Annotated in this window: 23 protein-coding genes; 14 read left to right on the forward strand and 9 right to left on the reverse strand. The window is 68.2% G+C overall.

Annotation, left to right across the window (positions count from 1 at the left end):
• Positions 1 to 68: 68 nt before the first annotated feature.
• On the reverse strand, positions 69 to 1,085 hold the full coding sequence (locus GRX31_RS00145) for a FadR/GntR family transcriptional regulator (protein WP_160850968.1): 1,017 nt from the start codon (positions 1,083 to 1,085) through the stop codon (positions 69 to 71).
• Between the two features lie 244 nt (positions 1,086 to 1,329).
• Between GRX31_RS00145 and GRX31_RS00150 the strand changes: the two genes are divergently transcribed.
• The 10 genes from GRX31_RS00150 to GRX31_RS00195 all read left to right on the forward strand — a co-directional run bounded on the left by GRX31_RS00150 (position 1,330) and on the right by GRX31_RS00195 (position 12,699).
• A complete protein-coding gene (locus tag GRX31_RS00150; RefSeq protein WP_034365479.1) occupies positions 1,330 to 2,535 on the forward strand; it encodes an ABC transporter substrate-binding protein in 1,206 nt (401 codons plus the stop codon).
• 194 nt (positions 2,536 to 2,729) lie between these two features.
• Positions 2,730 to 3,590: a branched-chain amino acid ABC transporter permease gene (locus tag GRX31_RS00155; RefSeq protein ID WP_016447227.1), complete on the forward strand. Its 861-nt coding sequence runs from the start codon at positions 2,730 to 2,732 to the stop codon at positions 3,588 to 3,590.
• A 5-nt stretch (positions 3,591 to 3,595) separates the two neighbouring features.
• Positions 3,596 to 4,588 carry a branched-chain amino acid ABC transporter permease gene (locus GRX31_RS00160; protein WP_026062103.1) on the forward strand — a complete coding sequence of 331 codons (993 nt, stop codon included), beginning with the start codon at positions 3,596 to 3,598 and terminating at the stop codon, positions 4,586 to 4,588.
• The gene (locus GRX31_RS00165) at positions 4,585 to 5,364 is read left to right on the forward strand and encodes an ABC transporter ATP-binding protein (protein ID WP_012207823.1); all 780 of its coding nucleotides are present in this window, start codon (positions 4,585 to 4,587) and stop codon (positions 5,362 to 5,364) included. The genes GRX31_RS00160 and GRX31_RS00165 overlap by 4 nt, the downstream gene beginning before the upstream one ends.
• Entirely contained in the window at positions 5,361 to 6,071 is a 711-nt protein-coding gene (locus GRX31_RS00170; RefSeq protein WP_017404300.1) for an ABC transporter ATP-binding protein, read from the forward strand. The genes GRX31_RS00165 and GRX31_RS00170 overlap by 4 nt, the downstream gene beginning before the upstream one ends.
• 32 nt (positions 6,072 to 6,103) lie before the next feature.
• On the forward strand, positions 6,104 to 7,399 hold the full coding sequence (locus GRX31_RS00175; protein WP_160850970.1) for a Zn-dependent hydrolase: 1,296 nt from the start codon (positions 6,104 to 6,106) through the stop codon (positions 7,397 to 7,399).
• Positions 7,396 to 8,862 (forward strand): M81 family metallopeptidase, encoded by a 1,467-nt coding sequence (locus tag GRX31_RS00180; protein WP_160850973.1) that lies wholly within the window; start codon positions 7,396 to 7,398, stop codon positions 8,860 to 8,862. Before GRX31_RS00175 ends, GRX31_RS00180 begins: the two co-directional genes overlap by 4 nt.
• Before the next feature lie 208 nt (positions 8,863 to 9,070).
• Positions 9,071 to 11,380, forward strand: coding sequence for an NADP-dependent malic enzyme (locus GRX31_RS00185; RefSeq protein ID WP_016447231.1), 2,310 nt, complete (start codon positions 9,071 to 9,073; stop codon positions 11,378 to 11,380).
• A gap of 324 nt (positions 11,381 to 11,704) precedes the next feature.
• A complete protein-coding gene (locus GRX31_RS00190) occupies positions 11,705 to 12,124 on the forward strand; it encodes a ribonuclease domain-containing protein (protein WP_160850975.1) in 420 nt (139 codons plus the stop codon).
• 149 nt (positions 12,125 to 12,273) lie between these two features.
• Positions 12,274 to 12,699: a barstar family protein gene (locus GRX31_RS00195; RefSeq protein WP_013804792.1), complete on the forward strand. Its 426-nt coding sequence runs from the start codon at positions 12,274 to 12,276 to the stop codon at positions 12,697 to 12,699.
• 66 nt (positions 12,700 to 12,765) lie between these two features.
• On the opposite strand, the gene rsmA is transcribed toward GRX31_RS00195, so the two are convergent.
• From rsmA to GRX31_RS00210, 3 genes are all read right to left on the reverse strand, one after another.
• The gene (gene rsmA, locus GRX31_RS00200) at positions 12,766 to 13,533 is read right to left on the reverse strand and encodes a 16S rRNA (adenine(1518)-N(6)/adenine(1519)-N(6))-dimethyltransferase RsmA (protein ID WP_017404994.1); all 768 of its coding nucleotides are present in this window, start codon (positions 13,531 to 13,533) and stop codon (positions 12,766 to 12,768) included.
• Positions 13,534 to 13,609: 76 nt separating this feature from the next.
• Complete coding sequence (locus GRX31_RS00205; protein WP_016447234.1) at positions 13,610 to 15,037, reverse strand: peptidylprolyl isomerase; 1,428 nt, start codon at positions 15,035 to 15,037, stop codon at positions 13,610 to 13,612.
• A 41-nt stretch (positions 15,038 to 15,078) separates the two neighbouring features.
• A complete protein-coding gene (locus tag GRX31_RS00210) occupies positions 15,079 to 17,514 on the reverse strand; it encodes an LPS-assembly protein LptD (RefSeq protein WP_043791605.1) in 2,436 nt (811 codons plus the stop codon).
• Between the two features lie 92 nt (positions 17,515 to 17,606).
• Here GRX31_RS00210 and GRX31_RS00215 point away from each other — a divergent pair, with 92 nt between their 5' ends.
• Complete coding sequence (locus GRX31_RS00215) at positions 17,607 to 18,704, forward strand: aminoglycoside phosphotransferase family protein (RefSeq protein ID WP_074921144.1); 1,098 nt, start codon at positions 17,607 to 17,609, stop codon at positions 18,702 to 18,704.
• 13 nt (positions 18,705 to 18,717) lie between these two features.
• The gene (locus GRX31_RS00220; RefSeq protein WP_160850977.1) at positions 18,718 to 19,470 is read left to right on the forward strand and encodes a 16S rRNA (uracil(1498)-N(3))-methyltransferase; all 753 of its coding nucleotides are present in this window, start codon (positions 18,718 to 18,720) and stop codon (positions 19,468 to 19,470) included.
• Here GRX31_RS00220 and GRX31_RS00225 read toward each other — a convergent pair.
• Both GRX31_RS00225 and GRX31_RS00230 read right to left on the reverse strand, forming a co-directional pair.
• Positions 19,457 to 20,341, reverse strand: coding sequence for an alpha/beta hydrolase (locus GRX31_RS00225; protein WP_047219259.1), 885 nt, complete (start codon positions 20,339 to 20,341; stop codon positions 19,457 to 19,459). The two genes, GRX31_RS00220 and GRX31_RS00225, sit on opposite strands and share 14 nt — an antisense overlap.
• Entirely contained in the window at positions 20,341 to 21,855 is a 1,515-nt protein-coding gene (locus GRX31_RS00230) for a M20 family metallopeptidase (RefSeq protein ID WP_016447239.1), read from the reverse strand. Before GRX31_RS00230 ends, GRX31_RS00225 begins: the two co-directional genes overlap by 1 nt.
• Positions 21,856 to 21,978: 123 nt before the next feature.
• Here GRX31_RS00230 and GRX31_RS00235 point away from each other — a divergent pair, with 123 nt between their 5' ends.
• Entirely contained in the window at positions 21,979 to 22,368 is a 390-nt protein-coding gene (locus tag GRX31_RS00235) for a MerR family transcriptional regulator (RefSeq protein ID WP_016447240.1), read from the forward strand.
• Positions 22,369 to 22,406: 38 nt separating this feature from the next.
• Complete coding sequence (locus GRX31_RS00240) at positions 22,407 to 23,048, forward strand: NAD(P)H-dependent oxidoreductase (protein WP_034365457.1); 642 nt, start codon at positions 22,407 to 22,409, stop codon at positions 23,046 to 23,048.
• Here the strand turns inward: GRX31_RS00240 and GRX31_RS00245 are convergent.
• The 3 genes from GRX31_RS00245 to metX form a co-directional block, all read right to left on the reverse strand.
• Positions 23,032 to 24,195, reverse strand: coding sequence for a glycerophosphodiester phosphodiesterase (locus tag GRX31_RS00245; protein ID WP_202396449.1), 1,164 nt, complete (start codon positions 24,193 to 24,195; stop codon positions 23,032 to 23,034). The genes GRX31_RS00240 and GRX31_RS00245 overlap by 17 nt on opposite strands.
• A 70-nt stretch (positions 24,196 to 24,265) precedes the next feature.
• On the reverse strand, positions 24,266 to 24,850 hold the full coding sequence (gene metW / locus GRX31_RS00250; RefSeq protein WP_012207840.1) for a methionine biosynthesis protein MetW: 585 nt from the start codon (positions 24,848 to 24,850) through the stop codon (positions 24,266 to 24,268).
• Positions 24,847 to 25,995 (reverse strand): homoserine O-succinyltransferase MetX, encoded by a 1,149-nt coding sequence (gene metX / locus GRX31_RS00255; protein ID WP_047217601.1) that lies wholly within the window; start codon positions 25,993 to 25,995, stop codon positions 24,847 to 24,849. Before metX ends, metW begins: the two co-directional genes overlap by 4 nt.
• Positions 25,996 to 26,098 lie beyond the last annotated feature (103 nt).

Raw genomic sequence — 26,098 nt, forward strand, 5'->3', positions numbered from 1 at the left:
GGCAGCATACCAGCAGCGGGCAGCGCGAAACGCGTGGCGTGGGGCGCCGATGACCGGTGCGGGACAGCTCAGGAGGCCGCGCGCTTGCGTGCGGCAGCAGGACGCGCGGACGTGGCCTTCGCAGGCGACTTTGCCGGAGTCTTCGCAGCCGTCTTTGCGGAGGCCTTTGGGATGGTTTTTGCGGGGGCCTTTGCCGGGGCCTTCGCGGTGGTCCTTGCGCTCGCCCTTGCCGTTGTTTTTGACGCAGTCCCTGGCGCTGTCGCTGCGGCCTTTTCCACCGGCTGCACGGCGCGTCGCGGACGCGGGCTGCGCAGGCTGTCGGCATCGAGGATGAGCCGGCCCTGGATGCGGCCCTTCATGCGCTTGACGCTGCTGGCCGCATCGCGCATGTGCTCCTGCATCAATGCGCGCACCTTCGCAGCATCGCGCTCGCGCGCGGCCTGCACGATGCTGCGGTGGAACTGCGCATTGGCCTCGCCGAAGCGCCGGTGCTCGGCCTGCGGAGTACGGTTGGCGAAGACGATGAGCTGGCGGATCATCTCGTTGATCAGCTCGCAGGTGAAGCGCAGGAACGGGTTGGGGTTGGCGGCCGCCAGGATGTCGTGGAAGTTCACGTCCTCGCGCCGCTGGCTCACCAGGTCGTCGCTGCTTTGCGTGGGATCGCAGCAGGCGATGCTGTGCTCCAGGGCCTCGAAATCGGCCTCGGTCAGATGGGGCACGGCGCCTGCCGCCAGCTCGGGCTCCAGCATCTGGCGCACCGTGTAGATGTCGTCGATGGTCACCTCCTGGAAGAACAGGTAGTTCTGCATGAACTGCAGCGTGCGGTCCAGCGGCACCTCCACGACCATGCCCCCGCCCGAAGGGCCCGTGGAGATGGTGATCAGCCCCTGCACTTCCAGCGACTTGAGAGCCTCGCGGATCGTTCCCTTACTGACCTGGAACTGGGCCTGCAGCTCGCTTTCGCGCGGCAGGCGGTCGCCGGGGCTGAGGTTCTTTTCGGTGATCAGGCGCTTGATCTCCTGGGCCACCAGATCCGGGCGCTTGAGCTGCCGGATCGCCAGGGGGGCCGACTTGGGTGTAGCCATTGTTGTGTTCTCCGGAAGGGCACCGGATCGTGTCCGCGCCCAGTCTGCATACGGGTTTGGTGCAGTATGCACCGCCATGGCGCGTGGGCGTTTGCGCCTAGGGTTAGCACGCGCCCTATTCCTTGTATTTATCACTATAAATATGAATCAAGGAGCCTGCACGCACCCGTTTCGACTGGCATGCAACTTGCTCTGAAAAGCGTACCCGGGCCGCAGCGCCTTCAGTCCCCATCACGGAGATCCCATGCAACGTCGTCACCTCCTGCAACTCTCGGCACTGGGCGCATTGCCCGCATCGCTGGGCCTGGGCCGCAGCGTCTGGGCGCAGTCCAAGGACAGCATCCAGTTCGCCTGCCCCGTGCCCATGTCGGGCGCCTTCGCGGCCAACGGCAAGTACGCGGACCTGGGCATGAAGCTGGCCATAGAGCAATACGGCAAGGCGCTGGGCCGCCCGCTGGCCTACACCGTGCTGGACACCGAGGGCAAGCCCGCCACGGCCGTGCGCAAGCTGCAGGAGTCTTCGCAGCAGCAGGGCACGCGCTTTTTCGCAGGCGGCATCCTGTCGTCGGAGGCGCTGGCCATGGGCAAGGAGGCCGAGAAGGCCGGCGGCATCTTCATCACCACCGCAGGCGCCGACGAGATCACGGGCAAGGACTGCAACAGCGCCACCTTCCGCTGGTCGGCACCCACCTTCGGCGCCATCGAGCAGACCGTGCGCCCGCTGATCGAATCCCTGCCCAAGGCCAAGCGCTGGTACACCATCACGCCGCAGTACGTGTTCGGCGACGGCCTGCTGACGGCGGCCAAGAACATCTTCAAGGAAAAGGGCATCGAGCATGTGGGCAACAGCTACCACTCGCTGACCGAAAAGGAGTTCAGCGGCTACCTGACCAATGCCGTGGCCGCCAAGCCCGACGTGCTGCTGCTGCTGAACTTCGGCGCCCAGTCCTCGGACACGCTGCGCCAGGCCATCAGCTTCGGCATGAACAAGAACATGACCATCCTGATCGCCTGGGCCTCGGGGCTGGAGCAGTTCGAGTCGCTGGGCGCCGACCTGTGCGACGGCGTGTACTTCGGCGCCCAGTACTGGCACACGGTGGACACGCCGCTCAACCGTGATCTGGTGCAGCGCTGCAACGACAAGTTCAAGGCCAATCCCAACTACAGCCTGGCCGGCCACTACATCTGCACCAAGCTGATGATCGATGCCATCGTCAAGGCCGGCACGGTCGACCCCAAGGCCGTGGTCGCCGCGCTGGAAGGCATGAAGTACCAGGGCCTGACGGGCGAGGAAGAGGTGCGCAAGGCAGACCACCAGGTGCTCAAGAACTACTACCTGCTCAAGGGCAAGGCCAAGTCCAAGATGAAGAACAAGGACGACTACGTGGATGTGGTCAGCTCCGGCAAGTCCTTCCTGCCCGTAGACCAGACCGGCTGCAAGCTGGTTTAGAGCTCCCCCTGAGGCGCTGCGCGCCTTCCCCCTCTCTCGCTTCGCGGGAGGGGGACGACACCCTCGGTGCGGGGCGGCCCTTCCTCGGTGTCCCTCACTTAGGCTGCGCCAGTTTCATAGGCACAGCACCATGACCGGCGTGCTTCAGAGCCACCGGGCACTTCGCCTCCTTCGTCCATCGTTTCGGACCCTGTATGAGCATCTATCTGCTTCAGACCATCAACGGGATCGGCATAGGCATGCTGTATTTCCTGTTGGCCGTGGGCCTGTCCATCGTTTTCGGCCTGCTGCGTTTCGTGAATTTCGCGCACGGTGCCTTCTACCTGCTGGGCGCCTATTTCTGCTACCAGATGACGCGCTGGGGCATGAGCTTCTGGCTGTCCCTGATCGTGGTGCCGCTGGCCGTGGGCGCGCTGGGCTGGCTGGTGGAAAAGCTCATGCTGCGCCATGTGTATGCCAAGGCGCATGAGTTCCACATCATCGTCACCGTGGGGCTGGCCCTGGTGGTGCAGGAGCTGGTGATCGTGCAATGGGGCCCGCTGGGCGACAGCGTGGCCGTGCCCGATCTGCTGCAGGGCGTGGTGATGTGGGGCAGCTTCGTCTATCCCAAGTACCGGCTGTTCGTGATCGGCTTCACCGCCGTGCTGGCCGTGCTGCTGTGGTGGCTGCTGGAAGGCACGCGGCTGGGCAGCGCGGTGCGCGCGGGCAGCGAATCGACCGAGATGGTGTCCCTGCTGGGCGTGAACGTGCTGCGCATCTTCAGCCTGGTGTTCGCGCTGGGCGCCGCCACGGCGGCGCTGGCCGGCGTGCTGGCCGCGCCCATACGCGGCGCAGAGCCCTTCATGGGCGTGGAGGCGCTGGGCGTGGCCTTCGTGATCGTGGTCGTGGGCGGGCTGGGCAGCTTCGGCGGCGCACTGGTCGGCGGCCTGCTGATCGGCATCGTGCAAAGCGTGATGAGCACGCTGTGGCCCGAGGGCGCGCGCCTGATGATCTACGTGGCCATGGCCGCCGTGCTGCTGCTGCGACCCCATGGCCTGCTGGGCCGCAAAGGATGAAGACCATGACCAGGCATTCCCATCTCCTTCTCGCGCTGGCCATCGTGGTGGCCATGCCGCTGTGCATGCAGTCGGGCTCGCTGGCCAGCGAAGTGCTGATCTTCGGCCTCGCGGCCATGGGCTGCAATCTGCTGCTGGGCTACACGGGGCTGCTGTCCTTCGGGCAGGGCATCTTCTTCGGGCTGGGCAGCTACACCATCGCCCTGCTGCTGACACGCTGGCCCCTGCCCATGCCGCTGGCCCTGCTGGCCGCCACCGCCATGGGCGCCGTGGGCGCGGCCATCGTCGGCTGGGTGGCCATACGCCAGCGCGGCACCTATTTCGTGATGCTCACCCTGGCGTTTGCGCAGATGTTCTACTTCATCGCCTACTCGGCCACGGACATCACCGGCGGCGACAACGGCCTGCTCGATGTGCCCCGCCCCGCCCTCGCGGTGGCCGGCCAGACGCTGTGGCCGCTGGCCACGCCCTGGCAGTACTACGGCTTTGTGGCCGTGCTCTTTCTGGTGGTGTTCTGGCTGCTGCGCCGCGTCTGCGACTCCATGTTCGGCCGCACGCTGCTGGCCGTGCGCGACAACGAGGAGCGCGCCGCCGCCGTGGGCTACGACCTGAGGCTGCTGAAGCTGCAGGCCTTCGTGATCTCGGGCGCAGTCACGGGCCTGGCCGGCGCGCTGCACGCCATGATGACGGGCATCGCCCCGCTGTCCAATGCCGAGTACCACACCAGCGAAATGATTCTGGTGATGACCGTGATCGGCGGCACGGGCAACCTGCTGGCCTCGGTGCTGGGCGCGGCCTTCTATGTGCTGCTGGGCGACTGGCTGTCCACGCTGTGGCCGCGCTGGCTGCTGCTGCTGGGCGTGGTGCTGATGATCGTGAGCCTGGGCCTGCAGCGCGGCCTGTGGGGCCTGGGCGAGAGCCTGTGGGCCCTGGTGCGCCGCAAAGGGCCGGCAGATGCCGCGGCGGCCGCTGCAGAAACCAAAGGAGGCCAGGCATGAGCGCCGCAGCATCTCCCATCCTGCTCGAGGCCGTGGGCGTCGAGAAGCGCTATGACAAGTTCGTCGCCCTGGGCGGCGTGGACCTCAAGGTGCGCGCCCATACCGTGCACTCGGTGATCGGCCCCAACGGCGCGGGCAAGACCACCCTGTTCCACATGCTCACGGGCACCAAGAGCGTGAGCGGCGGGCGCATCGTGTTCGACGGCCACGACGTGACGCGCGAGCCCGACCACCGCCGCGTGCGGCGTGGCATGGCACGGTCCTTTCAGGTCACCAGCCTGTTCCTGACCCTGCCCGTGCGCGAGAACCTGCGCCTGGCCGCCCAGGGCGTGGCGCCCGCCAGGGCGCTGGACTGCTGGAACGCGCCCGTGGGCGCTCGCGCCCTGGCCGACACCGTGGCCAGCGTGCTCTCGCGCCTGGGCCTGGAGCGCCATGCGGACACGCCGGCCGGCAACCTCTCGCACGGCCAGCAGCGGCGGCTGGAGGTGGGCATGGCCCTGGCCGCGCGGCCCAAGGCCATCTTCCTGGACGAGCCGACCTCGGGCATGGGCATCGATGACCTGGACGAGATGAAGCGCCTGATCCAGGGCCTCAGGGACGAGCACACCGTGGTGCTCATCGAGCACAACATGAACATCGTCATGGACATCTCCGACACCATCACCGTCATGCAGCAGGGCCGTGTGCTGGCCGAAGGCCTGCCCCACGAGATCCGCGCCGACGAGCGTGTGCGCAGCGCCTATCTGGGCAACATGATCACGGGAGGAAAGGCATGAGCGGTCCCCTGCTTTCGGTCGAGGGCATACACGCCCACTACGGCAAGAGCCATGTGCTGCAGGGCGTGTCGCTGCAGGTGCAGGACGGCGAACTGGTCACGCTGCTGGGCCGCAACGGCGCGGGCAAGACCACCACGCTCAAGTCCATCGCGGGGGTGATGCAGCCCTCGCAGGGGCAGATCCGCTTCGGCGGCGAGCCCGTGCACCGGCTGGCCACGCACCAGGTGGCCCAGCGCGGCATCTGCCTGGTGCCCGAGCACCGCGGCATCTTCAAGCTGCTCACGGTGGAGGAGAACCTGATGCTGGGCCAGCGCAAGCGCTCGCCCTGGCAGCTGGCCGACATCTACCGCATCTTCCCGCGCCTCAAGGAGCGGCGCGGCAACGGCGGCGGGCAGCTGTCGGGTGGCGAGCAGCAGATGCTGGCCATAGGCCGCGCCCTGATGAACGCGCCGCGCCTGCTCATGCTGGACGAGCCCGTCGAGGGCCTGGCGCCCGTGATCGTGGAGGAGATCGTGGCCCAGCTCAAGACCATCAAGGCCGCCGGCGTGGCGATCTTGCTGGTGGAGCAGAACCTGGAGGTCTGCACCCAGCTGGCCGACCGCCACTACATCATCGAACAGGGTGCGATTGCGCACGAGGCAGGCAATGCCGCTTTCCTGGCCGATGACGCCATCAAGGACCGGTATCTCGGTGTAGGGATCGCCTGATCCACCGCCTTTCGCATTCCCAGGAGTCATTCATGGATCTCAGTACCCCTCTTGCAGCCGCCGCCGTTGCGGCCGGGCTGCGCACCGACGGCGCCCGCCTGTGGCAATCGCTGATGGACCTGGCGCGCATAGGCGCCACACCCAAGGGCGGCGTGTGCCGCCTGGCGCTGACGGACCTGGACCGCCAGGGGCGCGATCTCTTCGTGCAGTGGGCGCGCGAGGCCGGCTGCAGCATCCGCGTCGATGCCATCGGCAACATCTTCGCGCGGCGCGCGGGCCTGGACGATGCGCTGCCGCCCGTGATGACGGGCAGCCACATCGACACCCAGCCCACGGGCGGCAAGTTCGACGGCAACTACGGCGTGCTGGCCGGGCTGGAGGTGCTGCGCACGCTCAACGATGGCGGGGTGCGCACGCGTGCCCCGGTGGAAGTGGCCGTGTGGACCAACGAGGAAGGCTCGCGCTTCGTGCCCGTGATGATGGGCTCGGGCGTGTTCGTCAATGCCTTCACGCTGGAGCATGCGCTGGCCCAGCGCGATGCCCAGGGCGTGAGCGTGGACGAGGCGCTGCGCGCCATCGGCTATGCCGGGCCGGCCGGCCCGGCGCCTGCGGTGGGCGCGTATTTCGAGGCCCATATCGAACAGGGCCCGGTGCTGGAAAACCATGAACGCGTGATCGGCGTGGTCAGCGCCGCGCTGGGCCAGCGCTGGTACGACGTCAGCGTGCAGGGCATGGAGGCCCATGCCGGCCCCACGCCCATGGAGCTGCGCCGCGACGCCCTGCTGGCCGCCAGCTGCATCGTGGCCGAGGTCAACCGCATCGCCCTGGACCGCCTGCCGCATGCGCGCGGCACCGTGGGATCGCTGGAGGTGTTCCCCAACTCGCGCAACGTGATCCCGGGCGGCGTCAAGCTCAGCGTGGACCTGCGCGCGCCGGACGACGGCCAGTTGCTGGACATGGACGCCGCACTGCGCGCGGCCTGCGAGCGCATTGCGGCCGCGCATGGCGTGACCGTTGGCGTGGAGCAGGTCGTCTACTTCCCGCCCCAGCCGTTCACGCCACACCTGGTGGAGGCCGTGCGCGCCAATGCCGCCGACCTGGGCTACAGCGCCATGGACGTGGTCAGCGGCGCGGGCCACGATGCCGTCTACCTGGCGCGCGTGGCGCCTGCCGCCATGATCTTCGTGCCCTGCGCCGACGGCATCAGCCACAACGAGATCGAGGATGCCGAGCCCGCCCACCTGGAGGCCGGCTGCAACGTGCTGCTGCGCGCCATGCTGGCGGCCGCGGGCGTGGTGCAGGCAGCGGACGGCGGGGTGCCGGCATGAAGATCCTGATCGCCCGGCTCAACCACGAGACCAATACCTTCTCGCCAGTGCCCACGCCCATCGAGGCGTTTGCGCCCACCTATGGCGAGGCCGCCTATTCGGCCAACAAGGGCATGCGCACGGCCATGGCCGCCTTCATCGACCTGGCCGAGGCGGCAGGCGCCACCCTGGTCACGCCGGTATCGGCCACCTCCAATCCCAGCGGCCCCGTGCATGCGGCCGCCTATGACGAACTCACTCGCCGCATCGTGGCGGCCGCGCCGGGCTGCGATGCCATCTTGCTGGACCTGCACGGCGCCATGGTGGCCGAGAACAGCGCCGACGGCGAAGGCGACCTGCTCGAACGCGTGCGCGCCGCCGCACCCGGCGTGCCCGTTGGCGTGGCGCTGGACCTGCACGGCAACATCACCAAAAAAATGGTGGGCAATGCCGATGTGATGGTCGGCTTCAAGACCTATCCGCACATCGACATGTACGAGACCGGCGAGCACGCGGGCCGCCTGCTGCTGGACATGCTGGCCGGCCGCGCGCGCTACGCCGTGTGCTGGCACCGCCTGCCCCTGATGAGCCACACGCTGCGCAGCACCACGCTGGACGGCCCCATGCTGGACGCCGTGAACGCAGCGCGCGCCCTGGAAGCGGAGGGCCTGCCCGCGGTCTCGGTGTTCGGCGGCTTCTCGCTGGCCGACATCGCCGCGCCCTGCGTGAGCGTGGTCGCCACCTGCAGGACCGAAGAACGCGCGGCCACCCAGGCGAGCGTGGACGCGCTGGCCGCCCGGATCTGGCAGCGCCGCGCCGACTTCGTCTACCGCAGCGAGCCGCTGGCCGATTCGCTGCGCCGCGCCCAGGCCCTGGCCGAGGGAGCCGACCGCCCCGTGCTGCTGCTCGACCATGGCGACAACTGCATGTCCGGCGGCACCTGCGACACCATGGACGTGCTGCAGACCGCGCTGGAGCTGGGCCTGTCAGGCATTGCCGTGGGCCCGCTGTGCGACCCCGAAGCGGTTGCCTCGCTCACGGCGGCCGGCGAAGGCGCCGAGGTGGAGATCGCGCTGGGCAACAAGGTCTCGCTGGAACGCATCGGCCTTCACAAGCAGCCGCTGCGGCTGCGCGGCACGGTGCGCGCCGTCAGCGACGGCGCCTACACGGTCAGCGGCCCCATCTACACCGGCCAGCGCTGCCACATGGGCCGCACGGTCTGCCTGGACACGGGCGCAGCGCAGATCGTGATCACCGAGCAGACGCACGAGCCCTGGGACCTGGGCGTGTTCCACTGCGTGGGCATGGACCCGACGCGCTTTCGCTTCGTGCTGCTCAAGTCGCGCATGTACTGCCGGCCCGTCTTCGTGCCGCTGTCGGCCGGCCTGGTCGAGTGCGACAGCCCCGGCGTGACCACCTCGGACTATTCGCGCTTTCCGTTCGCCCAGGTCAGCCGCCCGGTGTTTCCGCTGGACGCCATCTGATGGACGCCATCTGATTGCCCGGCTTTGCGGCGCCGCGCAAGCAAAGACCGCCGCCGCCGCGGGACATTGGGCAACCAGGCATCACAACAGTTTCACAGCAGGGCCCGGCTATTGCCTGTCGGCCTACAATCGGTTCCCCCCTACCTCGGCCGACGGCACGCGGGCTGATCCGCGCGTGCGTTGGCCATGCCTTCGCTGGAGACGCTTGATGTCCGACAACACGGCCCCGACCCCTTCCGATAAACGTGCCCAGCTGCGCCGTGCCGCACTCGAATACCACGAGTTTCCCAAGCCCGGCAAGCTGACCATCGTGCCGACCAAGCCCATGGCCAACCAGCATGACCTGGCCCTGGCCTACTCGCCCGGCGTGGCAGCGCCCTGCGAAGAGATCGTCAAGGACCCGGCCGCCGCCTTCAAGTACACGGCGCGCGGCAACCTGGTGGCCGTGATCTCCAACGGCACGGCCGTGCTGGGACTGGGCGACATCGGCGCGCTGGCCTCCAAGCCGGTGATGGAAGGCAAGGCCGTCCTGTTCAAGAAGTTCGCGGGCGTGGACGTCTTCGACATCGAGATCAACGAGAAGGACCCGCAAAAGCTGGTCGACGTGATCGCCGCGCTGGAGCCCACCTTCGGCGCCATCAACCTGGAAGACATCAAGGCGCCCGAGTGCTTCTTCGTGGAGCGCGAACTGCGCCGCCGCCTGAAGATCCCCGTCTTCCACGATGACCAGCACGGCACGGCCATCACCGTGGCTGCGGCCATGGTCAACGCGCTCAAGGTCGCGGGCAAGAAGATCGAGGAGGTCCGGCTCGTCGCCTCGGGCGCGGGCGCCGCTGCCCTGGCCTGCCTGAACCTGCTGCTCAAGGTCGGCCTGCGCCGGGAGAACGTGTTCGTCACCGACCTGGCCGGCGTGGTCTACGAAGGCCGCACCGAACTGATGGACGAGGACAAGGCCCAGTTCGCACGCGCCACCGAGCTGCGCACCCTGGGCCAGGTCATCGAAGGCGCCGACGTCTTCCTGGGCCTGTCCGCTGGCGGCGTGCTCAAGCAGGACATGGTGGTCAAGATGGCCGCGCGCCCGGTGATCTTCGCGCTGGCCAATCCCAACCCCGAAATCGTTCCCGAAGACGTCAAGGCCGTGCGCAGCGACGCCATCATCGCCACGGGCCGCTCGGACTATCCCAACCAGGTCAACAACGTCCTGTGTTTCCCGTACATCTTCCGCGGTGCGCTGGACTGCGGCGCGACCACCATCACCACCGAGATGGAAATCGCCACCGTCCACGCCATCGCCGAACTGGCCCAGGCCGAGCAGAGCGAGGAAGTGGCGGCAGCCTACGTGGGCGAGCAGCTGAGCTTCGGTCCTGAGTACCTGATCCCCAAGCCCTTCGATCCGCGCCTGATGATGAAGATCGCCTCGGCCGTGGCCCAGGCTGCCGCCGAATGCGGCGTGGCCCAGCGCCCGATCCAGGACATGGACGCCTACCGCGCCCATCTGCAGACCTTCGTCTACGCCTCGGGCACGATGATGAAGCCGCTGTTCGCCACGGCCAAGAAGGCCACCAAGAAGCGCGTGGCCTATGCCGAAGGCGAGGAAGAGCGCATCCTGCGCGCCGCGCAGATCGTGGTGGACGAGCGCATTGCGCGCCCCACGCTGATCGGCCGCCCGGCCATCATTGCCCAGCGCATCGAGAAGTTCGGCCTGCGCCTGAAGGAGGGCCAGGACTACGACGTGGTCAACGTCGAGCACGACGAGCGCTACCGCGACTTCTGGCAGACCTACCACCGCATGACCGAGCGCAAGGGCATCACCGTGCCCATCGCCAGGATCGAGATGCGCCGCCGCCTGACCCTGATCGGCTCCATGCTGCTGCACAAGGGCGAAGTGGACGGCCTGATCACCGGCACCTGGGGCCAGACATCGCACCACCTGCAGTACGTGGACCAGGTGATCGGCCGCCGCGCCGGCGTGCAGACCTATGCCTGCATGAACGGCCTGCTGCTGCCCGACCGCCAGGTCTTCCTGGTGGACACCCACGTCAACTACGACCCCACGGCCGAGCAGCTGGCCGAGATCACCATCATGGCCGCCGAGGAAATGATGCGCTTCGGCGTCAAGCCCAAGGCCGCCCTGCTGTCGCACTCCAACTACGGCTCCAGCAACCAGCCCAGCGCCGTCAAGATGCGCCAGACCCTGGAGCTGCTGCGCGAGCAGGCCCCCTGGCTGGAAGTGGACGGCGAGATGCACGGCGACGTGGCCCTGGACGGCAAGGCCCGCGCCCAGCTCATGCCCAACAGCACGCTGCTGGGCAATGCCAACCTGCTGGTCATGCCCAACATCGACGCGGCCAACATCAGCTACAACCTGCTCAAGCAGGCCGCTGGCGGCGGCATTGCCATCGGCCCCGTGCTGCTGGGCGCCGCCCGCCCCGTGCACATCCTCACGCCGAGCACGACGGTGCGCCGCATCGTCAACATGACGGCGCTGACGGTGGCGGACGCTAACGCTAACCGTTAAGCACCCCCTGAGCGGCTTCGCCGCTTCCCCCGTGTGCACGGCGCCCTCTCTCGCTTCGCGGGAGGGGGACGACACCCTCGCTGCGGGGCGGCCCTTGCTCGGTGTCCCTCGTTTTGGCCGCGCACGTTTTTGAGACAACGGGCGGCATTTGCATTGAATGGAAGGCAACTCAGGCGCAGAGTTGCCTTCTCACTGTTCAATCCCCAGACATTTCCTCGGTCAAGCTGCCTGTTTTTTAGGCAGAACTTGCATTTTGAGGGGTGTTCCGTCACACTAGCGGGTCGAGATTTCAGGGCTTCCCTGGATTTCTGAAAGGTGTAGTTGATGCTGAAGGCAGCCGCCGCCAAGGCGTACCAGTCCGGTCTAGCGCTCATCGTCGGGGCCGCCTTTGTGCTGTCGCCCTCGCTCGCTGATGCGCGCCGCTCGGCGCCCGAGAGCGCGGATTCGACGGTGGCCATGGCCACCGTCACCCTGTCAGAGCTGCCGCGCGAAGGCCGTTCCACCTATACGCTGATCCTGCGCGGCGGGCCTTTTGCCCACGACAAGGACGGCACGGTGTTCGGCAACCGCGAGCGCATCCTGCCGCGCCAGTCGCGCGGCTACTACCGTGAGTACACGGTGCGCACGCCCGGCTCGCGTGACCGCGGAGCCCGCCGCATCGTCTGCGGCGGAGAGCCCCAGCAGCCCGATGCCTGCTACTACACCAGCGACCACTACAGCAGCTTTCGCAAGATCATCGAATGACCTCGACCCAGTCTTTGCAGCCAGTTCGACCCTCCGCGTCCGACGCAGTGCGCTGGCAGGGGTCTGCATTTCATCCACAGCCCGGGGACGCCGCAGGCCACGTGCCCGTACCCGCAGGCCACATCCACGTTAGAGAAAGAGCCACGGAGATGGATGCACCACTTCGTAAGATCCCGGACACCCCTTTGCGGAACGTGCGCGCCAACATCGTGCAGTCCATCCGCGCCTACAGGGTGGAGGATCTGCAACAGGCGGCCGAGACGCTGGGGTGCCATTTCCTGTATGCCAACCTGGCCCATGCGCAGACCAAGGCCGACATCCTGGAGCTGCTGGCCACGCAGTTCTTCTTCCCCGCGCATTTCGGCAAGAACTTCGACGCGCTCTACGACTGCCTGACCGACCCCATCCACAAGGCCGGCCCGCAGCCGGGCTTTGTGCTCGTGCTCGACCAGATCCCGACCACGCCCAAGTTCGACAAGGAAGTGCGCGAGCAGCTGCTGGACAGCTTCCGCGACGCGGCCGAGTACTGGGCCGAGCGCAAGATCCCGTTCCGCTGCTTCTACTCTTTCCTGTAAGAGCCGCACATTGATTGCACGGCGCCAGCGTCCCATGTGGGCGCTGGCGCCGTGCGCCACCTGCGTCTAGCTGCGCGTGAACCGGGCTGCAAGTGCCTCGTACTCGGACACCGGCACTTCCTCGGCGCGGCGCTGCAGGTCGAACTCCCCGTCAAAGCCCTTGGCTTCCAGCCAGCGCCCCAGCGTGTTGCGCAGGATCTTGCGCCGCTGGCTGAAGGCCACCTGCACCATCTCCTCCAGCAGCTTCGCGTCCAGGGCCGCCGGCGCCTCGCGCGGGACCATGCGCACGACGGCGCTGTCCACCTTGGGCGGCGGATTGAAGCTCTCGGGCGGCACGTACAGCACGCTCTCCATCGCATAGCGCCACTGCAGCATGACCGTCAGCCGCCCATAGGCCGCCGTGGCCGGAGAGGCCACCATGCGGTCGATGACCTCCTTTTGCAGCATGAAGTGCTGGTCCTCGACCACGTCCACCTGCTCGAGCAGGTGAAAGAGGATGGGGCTGGAGATGTTGTAGGGCAGGTTGCCCGCAATGCGCAGCTTGGGCACGCCCAGGCGCGCAGCGATGGCGCGAAAGTCCACCTTGAGCACGTCGGACTCGACCACGTCGAGCTGCTCGTGCAGGCGCAGGCGCACGGCCAGGTCGCGGTCCAGTTCGATCACGGTGAGCCGGCCCAGGCGCTCGACCAGGGGCTGGGTCAGGGCCATCAGGCCCGGACCGATCTCGACCATGGACTGGCCCGGCCGGGGATCGATGGCACGCACGATGCCGTCGATGATGCCGCCATCGGTCAGGAAGTTCTGGCCGAAGCGTTTGCGAGGAATGTGTTTCATAGAAAAAGCAAGGCGGTGCGCCATGGCACCGCCTTCCATTGTGGACTGCCGCAGCCATGGCTGCTTGGGGGGTGTCTTATTGCGGGGGCTCGCGGTACTCGACGTAGGCGCGGCCACGCAGCTCCTGCAGCCAGGTCTGGTAGTCGGTTTCGAGCTTGCGCTCGCGCACCACGTTGCGCACCATGTCGCGCTGCTCGCGCGGCGTCAGCGCGGCCTGGCGACGCTCGATGAGCTGGATCAGGTGCACACCGAAGCGCGAGACCAGCGGGTCGCTGACCTGCCCGGGCTGCAGCGCATTGAGCACCTGCTCGAACTCGGGCACGAACTGGCCGGGCGAGGCCCAGCCCAGATCGCCGCCGTTGCGCGCGCTGCCGTCCTGCGAGAACTCGCGGGCCAGCGATTCGAAGCTGGCCTGGCCGCTGTCCACGCGGCGCTTGTAGTCGGCCAGGCGCTTGGCGGCATCGGCCTCGGTCATTTGGTCGCCGATGCGCAGCAGGATGTGGCGCGCATGGTTTTGCGTGACCACGGAAGGCATGCCGGCCTGCGACTTCTCCAGCACCTTGAGCACGTGAAAGCCCGCGCCCGAACGGAAGGGGCCGACGATGCCGCCCTGCGGCGTCTGGCCCACGGCCTTGGTGAACAGTTCGGGGTAGCGGTCCAGCGGGCGCATGCCCATGGCGCCGCCGCCCTGGCCGTCGGGCACATCGGAGAACTCCTTGACCACGGCCAGGAAGTCGCCTTGCGTGCGGGCCGCCTCGGCAGCCTGCTTGGCGCGGGCTTCGCGCTCGGCCACTTCGGCGGGGCTGGCATCCTCGCGCACGGCGATCAGGATGTGGCCCAGGTTCACGGCCGCCGGCGCCTTGTCGGCGCCGCCGCTGCGCTGCTCGGCCAGGTAGCGGTCGATGTCGGCTTCGGTCACGCGCACGCGGCCGTCCACATCGCGCTCGCGCAGGCGCTGCAGCGTGATCTGGCGGCGCAGTTCTTCGCGGAACTGCTTTTCGTTCACGCCCTCGGCCCGCAGGCGTGACTGCAGGCCGGCCTTGTCCAGGCCGTTTTGCCGCGCCACATTGGTCAGCGCCTGGTCCACGGCGTAGTCATCCACGCGCAGGCCCGTGTCCTTGGCTTCCTGCAGCTGGGCCTTTTCCACGATCAGCCGCTCCAGCACCTCGCGGGCCAGCAGCGCCTCGGGCGGCATCTGGCCGCCCTGCTCGGCAATGTTTTGCGCCACGCGCGCCATGCGGGCCCGCACCTCGTTGTTGGTCACGGGCTCGGAGTTGACCACGGCCACGATGTAGTCGGCCGAGCGCACGCCGGCATTGCTGCCGCGATCACGCGACAAGGGCTGGTTGGTGGCGTCCAGCGCGCGCGAGACGGAGGCATCGCCGGCCTGGGGCGCCCTGGACTGGCCCGGAACACGCAGGCCTTGCGCCTGGGCTGTGGTGGCCAGCAAGGCCAGCGCCACAGCGGCCGCTGCGCAGCAATGGGTCTGGGAAAGAAAACGCATGGGAGAGATGCCTTGCAAAAAGCGTGTTTGGAGCCTTGGCTCTAATCGTAATTGGTGAAGCGGCTGGGCGGCGTCACCGACTCGCGCAGGTACTGGTAGCGCGGCACATTCTGCTTGAGGCTGCGCTGCGGGTCGGCACCCAGGCTCAGCCGCGAGAAGCCTACGAACTCGATCTGGAACAGCAGCCGGGTGTTGGACTGGGTGATGGAGCTTTGCAGGCGCTCCAGCACCACGCGGCCAATCCAGCAGCAGCCGTCGTACTCCAGCCCGACCACGGTATCGACGAGCTTGCGGTCCTTCAGGCTGTAGTTCAGCCGGCCCACCGTGTACCAGCGGCCGCCGCCCTGGCCACGGCCGGCCCCCAGGTCACGGCCCTTGTCGCCCCAGAGGTCGTTGATGGGCCATTGCCAGCCCACATCGACCAGCTTGCTGGCATCGGTGCGTGCCACGGTGTCGTACTGGGTACGGTAGGCCACGTTCACCGTGCGGTAGGAGCTGGGGCTGTAGCGCGCGCCGAAGGTGGTGCGCACCGGGCGGTTCAGGTCGCGGTTGTACTGGGTCGTGCCTTCGGTGGACCAGGCATCGGTCCAGTTGATGGCCGCACCCAGCAGCACGTCGGACAGCCGGCTGGTGGCAGGCACCTCGCCCGGCAGGATGACCTTCTGGTCGGAGAAACGCACGCGCTGCGCAATGCCGAAACGCGCCTTCTCCGCGCCCGTGGCCCCGTCGATCAGGCGTGTGGTCGCGCCCAGGGTCAGCAGGTGGTTGTCGGCAATGCGGTCCTGGCCGTTGTAGTCGTTTTCGGAGTAGATGCTCGCGAAGTTGAAGTCGTTGCGCGCCGTGTCGTACAGCGGCAGAAAGCTCTGGTCGCGGTAGGGCGTGTAGGTGTAGAAGGCGCGCGGCTCGAAGGTCTGCAGCAGCTGGCGGCCGAACAGCGTGGTGTCGCGCTCGAACACCAGGCCGCTGTCCACGCTGACCGTGGGCAGCGTGCGCGAGGCGTTGCGGCTGCCGTTGCTCATCAGGCGGTCCACCTGGTAGTTGCTGGTGTGCAACTGGATCCTGGGCGTGATGAAGGCGCCCGGCGACAGGAAGGGACGGCTCAGCTGCGCCTGCATGTAGCTGCGCTGGCCGTTGTTGTAGGTCATGCCGGCCAGGGGCTTGTCGATCTCGAAGCGCGTGGTGTCGGCCACGAAGCTGAAGTCCAGGCCGTGCGGCAGGTCCAGCGGCGTGTAGCGCCATTGCAGCTGCGGCTTCATGCCGTAGGGCGGGGCAATGGGCGCCGATGCGTCCTGCATGGTCTGCCAGTACAGGGTGCGCAGGGTCAGCACCCCGTCGCCACGCGCCCAGGACAGGTTCACGTCGTTGGGCAGCAGGCGCTCGCGCAAGGAACGGGCGGCCAGCGGGAAATCACGCCAGTAGTTGTCGTCGCTGACGCGGTTGAGGTTCATGTTCAACCCCAGGCCGCCGATGGGCGAGCTGATGACGCCCCGGTGCTGCAGCGAGTAGGCCCAGCGGTCACGGTCGCGCTGGCGGTCGCCCGGCATGTAGGCCGCGTAGGCCTCGCCCGAATAGGTGGGCTCCAGATAGCGGAACTGGGCGCCCAGGTTGACGCCGCGCTTGCTCATGACCGAGGGATACAGGGTCATGTCGCGGTTGGGCGCGAGGTTCCAGTAGTAGGGCTGCGTGTATTCGATGCCGCTGAGCTTGTCCAGGCCCATGGTGGGGGGCAGCAGGCCCGACTTGCGCTTGTCCGACAGCGGAAAGCTCATGCGCGGCACGGGCAGCACGGTCACGCCCTTGAACTGCAGGGCCGCGCCTTCGGCCACGCCGACTTCCTCGGCCATGTCGATGTGCAAGGTCCGGGCGCGCAGCATCCAGGCCGGCTGCCAGGTGGCTTCGTCATCGCGCTGGCAGGTGGTGTAGGTCGCGTCATGGACCACGGCATGGTCGCGGTCGATGAAGTCCACGCGCGAGGATTTGCCGTAGGCCCCGTTGGCCAGGAAGCGGTAGCCGGCGTTGTCGAAAAAGCCCTTGAAGGCATCGACCTGCAGGTCCAGCTGCGAGCCTTCGTAGACATTGCCGGCCTGGTTGATGTGCACGGCGCCCGAGGCATTGACGCGGTCGTCGGGCACCTGATATTCGAGCCGGTCGGCGCGGATCATGGTGTCGCCGCGGCGCAGTTCGGCATTGCCCTCGATCACCGCATTGATGTCCGGCTGGCCGCTGAGCGCGTCACCGCGCACGTAGACGGGCTGCTGGGAGCGGACCGCCTCAGGGTAGGTTTCCTGCATCAGCGTGCTGGGGCGCAGCGGGCGCACCTGCTGCAGCCGGCCTTCATCGGCCGCAGCGGGCTGGGCCTGGGCCAGCGTCGAGCCACCGGCCCATGCGAGAGCCACAAGCCAGGCCAGCGGGCGTACAGCGGGGCGCGCGGGCGCGCGGGCAGCCAGCGGATCGGGGAGCGGCGGTCGGAGGTACACGGTGGTCAACAGCGGCGGGTGGACAAAGGCGCAAGCCTAGCATCACCGCCGGGCATTCGCCGGGGTGGCGGTTTGTAGAATCGCGATTATCCATGAGCCATCCAAACACCCCCACGGCCGGCGTTGTCTGGGCCGACCCCGCCCGCCATGCCGCCTTCGACGCCTGGCTGGCCCCGCTGTCCGCCCGCCACGCGCTGCGCCCCGAAACCCTGCGCCCTGCCTCGGCCGATGCCAGCTTTCGCCGCTATCTGCGCCTGGACACCGCCGCCGGCGCCAGCCTCATCGTCATGGATGCACCGCCGGACAAGGAAGACTGCGCGCCCTTCGCCAAGGTGCAGGCGCTGATGGCCTCGGCCGGCCTGGCCGTGCCGCAGATCCTGGACTGGGACGCCGTGCACGGCTTCATGCTGCTGTCCGACCTGGGCGGCCACACCGTCATCGAGGCGCTGGACCCGGAAAAGCCCCAGGACGCGGAAGCCTGGTACCGCTCGGCGCTGGAGGTGCTGCTGGCCTGGCAGACCGCCTCGCGCCCCGACGTGCTGCCCGCCTATGACGGCGCCCTGCTGCGCCGCGAACTGCAACTGTTCCCCGACTGGTACATCGCGCGCCACCGCGAGACCGTGCTCGACGACAGGCAGCAGGCCACGCTGGCCAAGGCCTTCGACCAGATCGTGGCCCACAACCTGGCGGCACCCAGCGTCTTCGTGCACCGCGACTTCATGACGCGCAATCTCATGCAGCCCGTGACCGCCAGCGGCCCGCTGGGCGTGCTGGACTTCCAGGATGCGGTCTACGGCCCGGTGACCTATGACATCGCCAGCCTGCTGCGCGATGCCTTCATCAGTTGGGAAGAGGACTTTGTCATCGACATTACCGTGCGTTACTGGGAAAAGGCACGCAAGTCGGGATTGGTGGGCGCGCGCAGCCAAAGCGGCTGGGGCGACGATTTCGGCGAGTTCTACCGTGGCGTGGAATGGATGGGGCTGCAGCGCCACCTCAAGGTGGCCGGCATCTTTGCACGGCTGACACTGCGAGACGGCAAGCCCCGCTACCTGGCGGATACGCCGCGCTTCATCCACTACATCCGCGCCACCTGCAGCCGCTACCGCGAGCTGACGCCGCTGCTGCGCCTGGTGGACCAGATCGAGAACATCCAGCCCCAGGTGGGCTGGGCCTACGGGCGCGTTTGAGGACAGGTACGCCATGCCACGCTTTCACTGCCCCATCGCGCTGCACAGCGGCGACGACATCGAACTGCCGCCCGGCGCGGCCCGCCATGTGCAGGTGCTGCGCCTGCAGCCCGGCGACGGCATCACCCTCTTTCAGGGCCGTGCCGGCGAGGGCTTCAGCGGCGGCGAGTTCGAGGCCACCGTGCTGCGCATGGGCCGCAGCGACGTGGCCGTGCGCATAGGCGCGCACCACGCCGTGGAACGCGAACCGCTGCGCCCCGTGCACCTGCTGGCAGGCATCACGGCCAACGAACGCATGGACTGGCTGGTGGAGAAGGCCGCCGAGCTGGGCGCCGCCAGCATCACGCCGCTGGTGGCCGAGCGCAGCGTGCTCAAGCTCAAGGGCGAGCGCGCCGAGAAAAAGCTGGCGCACTGGCAGGCCGTGGCCGTGTCGGCCTGCGAGCAGTGCACACGCAACCGCGTGCCGCCGCTGCATGCGCCCACCGACCTGCAAGACTGGCTGGAGGGCGGCGCGAAACAGCTGCCGCCCGGCACGCTGCGGCTGCTGCTGTCGCTGGGCGAGGGAACCCGGCCGCTGGGCGAGATCGTGGACGCCACGGCCGAGGATACGCCCGTGGTCTTTCTATCGGGCCCCGAAGGGGGCCTCTCTCCGGCCGAAGAGGCCCTGGCCCGCGCCCAGGGTTTCGTGCCCGTCACGCTGGGTCCACGCGTTCTGCGCGCGGAAACCGCGCCCTTGGCCGCGCTGGCGGCGCTCACGCTGGACTGAACCGGCCCAGCCACTGCCGCAGCCTTGCGAACACGGGCGCGGCGAAGGCATCGCTTTCGTTGAACAGCTCGTGGTAGGCGCCGTCAAAGCACTGCGCCTGCACCACGGCCGGCGGCGCACGGTCGGAAAAGGCCTGGCTGCCGGCCGGCGCCACCAGCCTGTCGTCCCCTGCCCACAGCAACAGGCTGGGCACACTCCAGCTGCCCGCACGGGCCAGCACCTGCGGGCCGCCCTGCGCCAGAAAGCGCGCCAGCCGTGCGCTGATGCGGTCGTGGCACAGCGGATCGGCGCGGTAGGCATCGCAGACCGCCACGTCATGCGAGAGATACGGAATCTGCAGGCCGTTGGACACGCGCAGATCGGGCAGCAGGCGCGGCAGCGTGCCAACGAGCAATTTCTGGATCGGCGACAGGCCCACATCGAGGGCTGGCGAGGACAGCACCAGCGCATCGACAGGCCGGATGGCCCGGGCCACGAACAGCGCCGCCACCAGGCCGCCCAGGCTGTGGCCCAACAGCACCAGCGGCTGGCCGGCCGGTTGCCGGGCGCGCGTGTCATCCACCACGGCCGCCAGGTCGTCCAGAAGCCGGTTGTCGCCCGTCAGGCCACCGCGCGGCCCTGCCGAGCGTCCGTGGCCATATTGGTCGTAGCCGCGTACGGCATAGCCCCAGGCATTGAGCCGCTGGGCCAGCGCCGCATAGCGGCCGATGTGCTCGCCCAGGCCGTGCACCAGCAGCACGGTGGCGCGCGCCGGGCCCTCGTCCACGGGCCAGTCGCGCAGTGACAGCTCGGCGCCGTCGCTGGACGCAAGGCGCGTGACCTGGCCTTGCGAGGCAGATGCAGGAACGGGTGCGGGGGCAGACGCTGCCATCACGCCACGCCGGCAGTGCCGGCACCGGCTTCGGAAGCTGCCTGCGTCCCGGCCATGGCGGCGATCACCTGGGCCACGGCGGCCGTGAGCTTCTTGGCATAGGGCACGTGCAGGAATTCATTGGGACCGTGGGCGTTGCTCTTGGGGCCGAGCACGCCGCAGACCATCATCTGGGCCTTGGGAAAGCCCTGGCTGAGCATGTTCATCAGCGGAATCGTGCCGCCCTGCCCGATGTAGCCGCAGGAAGCGCCGAAATGCGCCTGGCTGGCGGCGTTGAGCGCGTCCTCGAACCAGCCGTCCATGGCTGGCGCATTCCAGCCGCTGGCACCCGACAGCCCTTGCCAGGTCACACGGGCCTGGTAGGGCGCGTTGTCCTCCAGCAGCGCCTTCATCTCCTGCACGCAGGCGGCGGCATCGACCAGGGGCGGCAGGCGCAGGCTGAGCTTGAAGGCCGTGTAGGGCCGCAGCACGTTGCCGGCATCCTGCAGCGCGGGCAGGCCCTCTGCGCCTGTGACACTCAGCGTGGGCTCCCAGGTGCGCTTGACCAGCGCCTGCACCGGGTCGGTGGTGGTGGGCAGGGCAAACAGCGTGGAGCCGCCGCAGTCGTAGTGCGCCCAGGGAAAGCGCGCATAGGTCTCCTCGCCGAGGATGGCCGCCGTGGCGCGCATCTGGGCCATGCGGTCGGCCGGGACCTCGCAGTGGAAGCTGGCGGGCAGCAGGCGCCCGGTCTTGCTGTCCTCCAGACGGTCCAGCACCTGGCGCAGGATGCGGAAGGACGACGGCACGACGCCCGAGGCATCGCCCGAGTGCACGCCCTCGGTGAGGATCTCCACCTTCAGCGTGCCGCTGGCCATGCCGCGCAGGCTGGTGGTCAGCCACAGCTGGTCGTAGTTGCCGGCGCCGCTGTCCAGGCAGATCACCAGGCCCACATCGCCCAGGCGCGGACGCAGGGCATCGACATAGGGCAGCAGGTCGCGCGAGCCGCTTTCCTCGCAGGTCTCGATCAGGCCCAGGATGCGCGGGTGCGGCACGCCCTGGCGCTTGAGCTCCTGCACGGCCGCGATGCTGGCGTAGACCGCATAGCCGTCGTCGGCGCCGCCACGGCCATAGAGCTTGCCGTTCTCGTACTTGGGCGTCCACGGACCCAGGTCGCTGCGCCAGCCGTCGAACTCGGGCTGCTTGTCCAGATGGCCGTACATCAGCACCGTGGGGCTGGAGGCCGCCTTGTCCTGCGTGCCTTCCACCTCGAAGAACAGCACCGGCGTGCGGCCCGGCTGGCGCACGATCTCCAGCGTCAGGCCGGCCACCTTCTGCGCCTGCACCCAGTCGGCCGCATTGCGCAGCACGGTCTCCAGGTGGCCCTGTTGCTCCCAGTCGGGCGCGAACATGGGCGACTTGGCGGGAATGGCGATGTACTCGGTCAGCGCCGGGACGATGCGCTCGTCCCAGGAGCGGCTGATCCGGTCCAGCGCGGCTGCGGGCTGCAGCAGTTGTGAAGGAGTGCGTGCATTCATGGTGGGTCCTCGTGTCAGGGATGGGCGCACCGTTCGAGCGAAGCCAGCGCCGCGATCCGGTCATTGTGCGCCAACGCCATGCAGACCATGAGAGCCCGGCGCCAGCGACTACGATCACGCCCCATGTATATCGGAGAACTCGCCCGACGCGCCGGCTGCTCGCCCAAGGCCGTCAGGCTCTATGAATCACGGGGCCTGCTCGGTGCCGTGGCGCGGGCAGGCAGCTACCGCGTGTATGGACAGCAGGATCTGGTGCTGGTGCAGCGCATCCGCCAGGCGCTGGGGCTGGGCTTTCGGCTCGACGAGCTGCATGGCCTGCAGCGCCTGGACCACGCCGACAGCTGGGACGCGCTGGCCCGGCTGCTGCGCGGCCGCCGCGAGCAGGTGCAGGCGCAGATGCAGCACCTTCAGGGACTGCAGACGCAGCTGGCCGCACTGGAGCGTGAGCTGCTCGAATGCCGCCTGGAGCCGGCGGATTCCAGAGAACGCGCCTGCGAGACCGCCATGGCTTGATCCAGGGTCTTGACCCTGCCCCTTGGGGCAAGGCGAACATGGCCGCCATGTTTCCAAGCACCCCGCACCCCCATCATCCCCAGCGCATCCTGATCATCCTCGGCCACCCGTCGGCCGGCAGCCTGTGCGCCGGCCTGGCCGATGCCTACGCCCAGGGCGCACGCGACAGCGGTGCCCAAGTGCGCACGCTGCGCCTGGGCGAACTGGACTTCGACCCGCTGCTGCGCGCCGGCTATCGCCAGGATCAGCCCCTGGAGCCTGACCTGCAGCAGGCCCAGGCCGACATCCTGTGGGCCAGCCACCTGGCCTGGGTCTATCCGACCTGGTGGGGCGGCCTGCCGGCCTTGCTCAAGGGCTTCATCGACCGCATCTTTCTGCCGGGCTTCGCCTTCAAGTACCGCAAGGGCTCGATGCTGTGGGACCGGCTGCTGGCCGGCCGCACCGCCGATCTGCTGGTGAGCATGGATTCCCCGCCCTGGTATTACCGCTGGCTGGCGCACATGCCGGGCCATCACCAGATGCGCCGTGCCATCCTGGAGTTCAGCGGCATCCGGCCCGTGCGCATACACAGTTTCGGACCCGTGCTCGGCGCCGATGCCGCACGCCGCCAGCAGTGGCTGGAGCAGGCGCAGGCAGCGGGCCGGCGCACGGCAGCACGTCCGATCAAGGCCGCGACTTGAGCAAAGCGTCAATGGCGGCTCGCCCCACCGACGGGTCGTCGGTGAAGATGCCATCGATGCCCGTGCGCAGGAAATCGTCCATGTCGGCGCGCGCATTGCCACGCCGGGCGCCGTCCTGTGCGGGCGGCGATTTCAGGCTCAGGGGAAGGAAGGCGTTCTCGGGCCGCAGCGTCCAGGGATGGACCAGCAGCCCCGCGCGATGGGCATCGGCCACCAGCGCAGTGGGCGCGGCATTCGCACCCTGCACCACGGGGATCACCATGCTCTTGCTCGGCCCGATGCCGTTGGCATAGCGCGCAATCTCGGCCAGGCCTGCGGGCGTGACCATGTCGGCATAGCCGGGGCCCATGCCGCGTGCCACGCTGTCATAGGGCTTGCCCTTGGGCGCCAGCAATTGCACCAGGCGCAGGCTGCTGCGCGCGCGGATCCAGCGCAGGTTTTCCACCTCGAAGGACTGCACGAAGACTGGCGCCTGCGCATGGTTCCAGCCGTTGTCCGCAAGCAGCTTCAGCAGCACGGGCTCCAGCGGCAGGCCGATGGACTGGAAGTAGCTCGGGTGCTTGGTCTCGGGATAGATGCCTATGGTGCGGTTCGTGCGCGCGCTCTCCGCCTTTGCCAGGTCGATGACCTCCTGCAGCGTGGGCACCTCGAAACGGTCATTGAACTGCACATTCGCCGGGCGGATCGCCGGGATGCGTTCACGCGCACGCAGCGTCTTCAGCTCGGCCAGCGTGAAATCCTCCACGAACCAGCCCGTGATCGCCTGCCCGTCGATGGTTTTGGTGGTCTTGCGCGCCGCGAACTCGGGGCGGTCGGCCACATTGGTGGTGGCCTCCTTGAGGCTGCCGTCGGCCGCGAGGATGGCGATGGCGTTCTCATGCCGCGCCACCAGCACGCCATCGCGCGTGATGACCAGGTCGGGCTCGATGAAGTCGGCGCCCGCGCGTATGGCCTCGCGGTATGCCTCCAGCGTGTGCTCTGGCCGCAGCGCCGATGCGCCGCGATGGGCGATCAGCGCGGGCCGGGGCGGCCAGTCGGCAGCGGCATCGCTTCGGGCGGGCGCCTGCGGTGCGGCGCAGCCGGCCACCAGCAGGCCGGCGGCCGCGCCGGCCAGGGCCAGCGCGCGGCGGCGTGGGAGGTTGTCCATGTCTGTCTCCGGGGTCTCGGGGCATTCGATTGTGCGCGCCGGGGATGACACGGGCATGGCCCGCCTGCGCTCAGGCGTGCTCGAAATGGAAGACCGCCGTGCCCGCCATGAGATTGGGCAGGGTACGCACGCTGCGGCCATCCTGCAGGCCGAAGGAGTCCAGTATGCGCAGCCGGTTCCGGGTGGCCAGCACCTCGAAGTCCTTGTAGGTGCCCACGCGGATATTGGGCGTGTCATACCACTGGTAGGGCAGGCGCCGCGTCACCGGCATGCGCCCGCGCAGCACGGACAGGCGGTTGGGCCAGTGCGCGAAGTTGGGGAAGGCGACGATGCCCGCGCGCCCTATGCGCGCCGTCTCCTGCAGCATGGTCTCGGCATTGCGCAGATGCTGCAGCGTATCGATCTGCAGCACCACGTCGAAGCTGTTGTCCTGGAAGATGGCCAGGCCGTCCTCCAGGTTCAGCTGCAGCACGTTCACGCCCCGGCGCACGCAGGCCAGCACGTTGGCGTCATCCAGCTCCACGCCGTAGCCGGTGCAGCCACGCTCGCGCTGAAGGTGCGACAGCAGGGCGCCATCGCCGCAGCCCAGGTCGAGCACGCGCGAGCCCTTGGGGATCAGGCGCGCAATCGCCTGCATGGTGTTCAGCTCGGTCATGCGGCCTCCTTGGCGGCTGTCGTGGTTTCCTGGGCGATGCCGTCGAAGTAGGAGCGCATCACGTTCATGTAGCGGGGGTCGTCGAGCAGGAAGGCGTCATGGCCGTGGGGCGCGTCGATCTCGGCATAGCTGACGTCGCGGTTGTTCTCCAGCAGCGACTTCACGATCTCGCGGCTGCGTGCGGGCGCGAAGCGCCAGTCGGTGGTGAAGCTGACCAGCAAAAAGCCGGCCTTGGCCACCGACAGCGCCTGGGTCAGGTCGCCGCCATGCGTGCGCGCCGGGTCGAAGTAGTCGAGCGCGCGCGTGATCAGGAGGTAGGTGTTGGCGTCGAAGTAGCTGCTGAACTTCTCGCCCTGGTAGCGCAGGTAGCTCTCGATCTGGAACTCCACGTCCTGCGTGCTGTACTTCAGGTCCAGGCCCTCCCTCAGCTGGCGGCCGAACTTCTGGTTCATCACGTCGTCGCTCAGGTAGGTGATGTGGCCGATCATGCGGGCGATGCGCAGGCCGCGCGCCGGCACCACGCCATGCTCGTAGAAATGCCCGCCATGGAAATCCGGATCGGTGACGATGGCGCGCCGCGCCACCTCGTTGAAGGCGATGTTCTCCGCATTGAGGTTGGGCGCGCTGGCCACGACCACGGCATGGCGCATGCGGTCCGGATGGCGCAGCGACCAGGACAGCGCCTGCATGCCGCCCAGGCTGCCGCCCAGCACCGCGGCCAGCTGCACTATGCCCAGCCGGTCCAGCAGCCGGGCCTGGGCGTCCACCCAATCCTCCACGGTGACCACGGGAAAGTCGGCGCCATAGATCCTGCCGGTGTCCGGATGCGTGTGCATGGGGCCCGTGGAGCCAAAGCACGAGCCCAGGTTGTTCACGCCGATCACGAAGAACCGGTTCGTGTCCACGGGCTTGCCGGGGCCGATCATGTTGTCCCACCAGCCCTCGCTCTTGGGCTGGCCCTCGTACACGCCGGCCACATGGTGGGAAGCGTTGAGCGCATGGCAGACCAGCACGGCATTGCTGCGGTCGGCGTTGAGCTGCCCGTAGGTCTCGTAGGCGAGGTCGTAGTCGCGGATCGAGCCGCCGCCCTGCAGCGGCAGCGGCTCGTCGAAGTGCATGGATTGTGGTGTGGCGATGAAGGACATGAAAAAACCCGGCATCGCTAAAAACGAGGCCGGGTTCTCTGGTGTCGTCTTTAGCTGGATTTATAAAGCGCCCGCAAGCAGAAGCAAATCGGCGCATGAAGAA

This window comes from Delftia sp. CH05 (genome assembly GCF_009827015.1).
Taxonomy (GTDB): domain Bacteria; phylum Pseudomonadota; class Gammaproteobacteria; order Burkholderiales; family Burkholderiaceae_C; genus Comamonas; species Comamonas tsuruhatensis.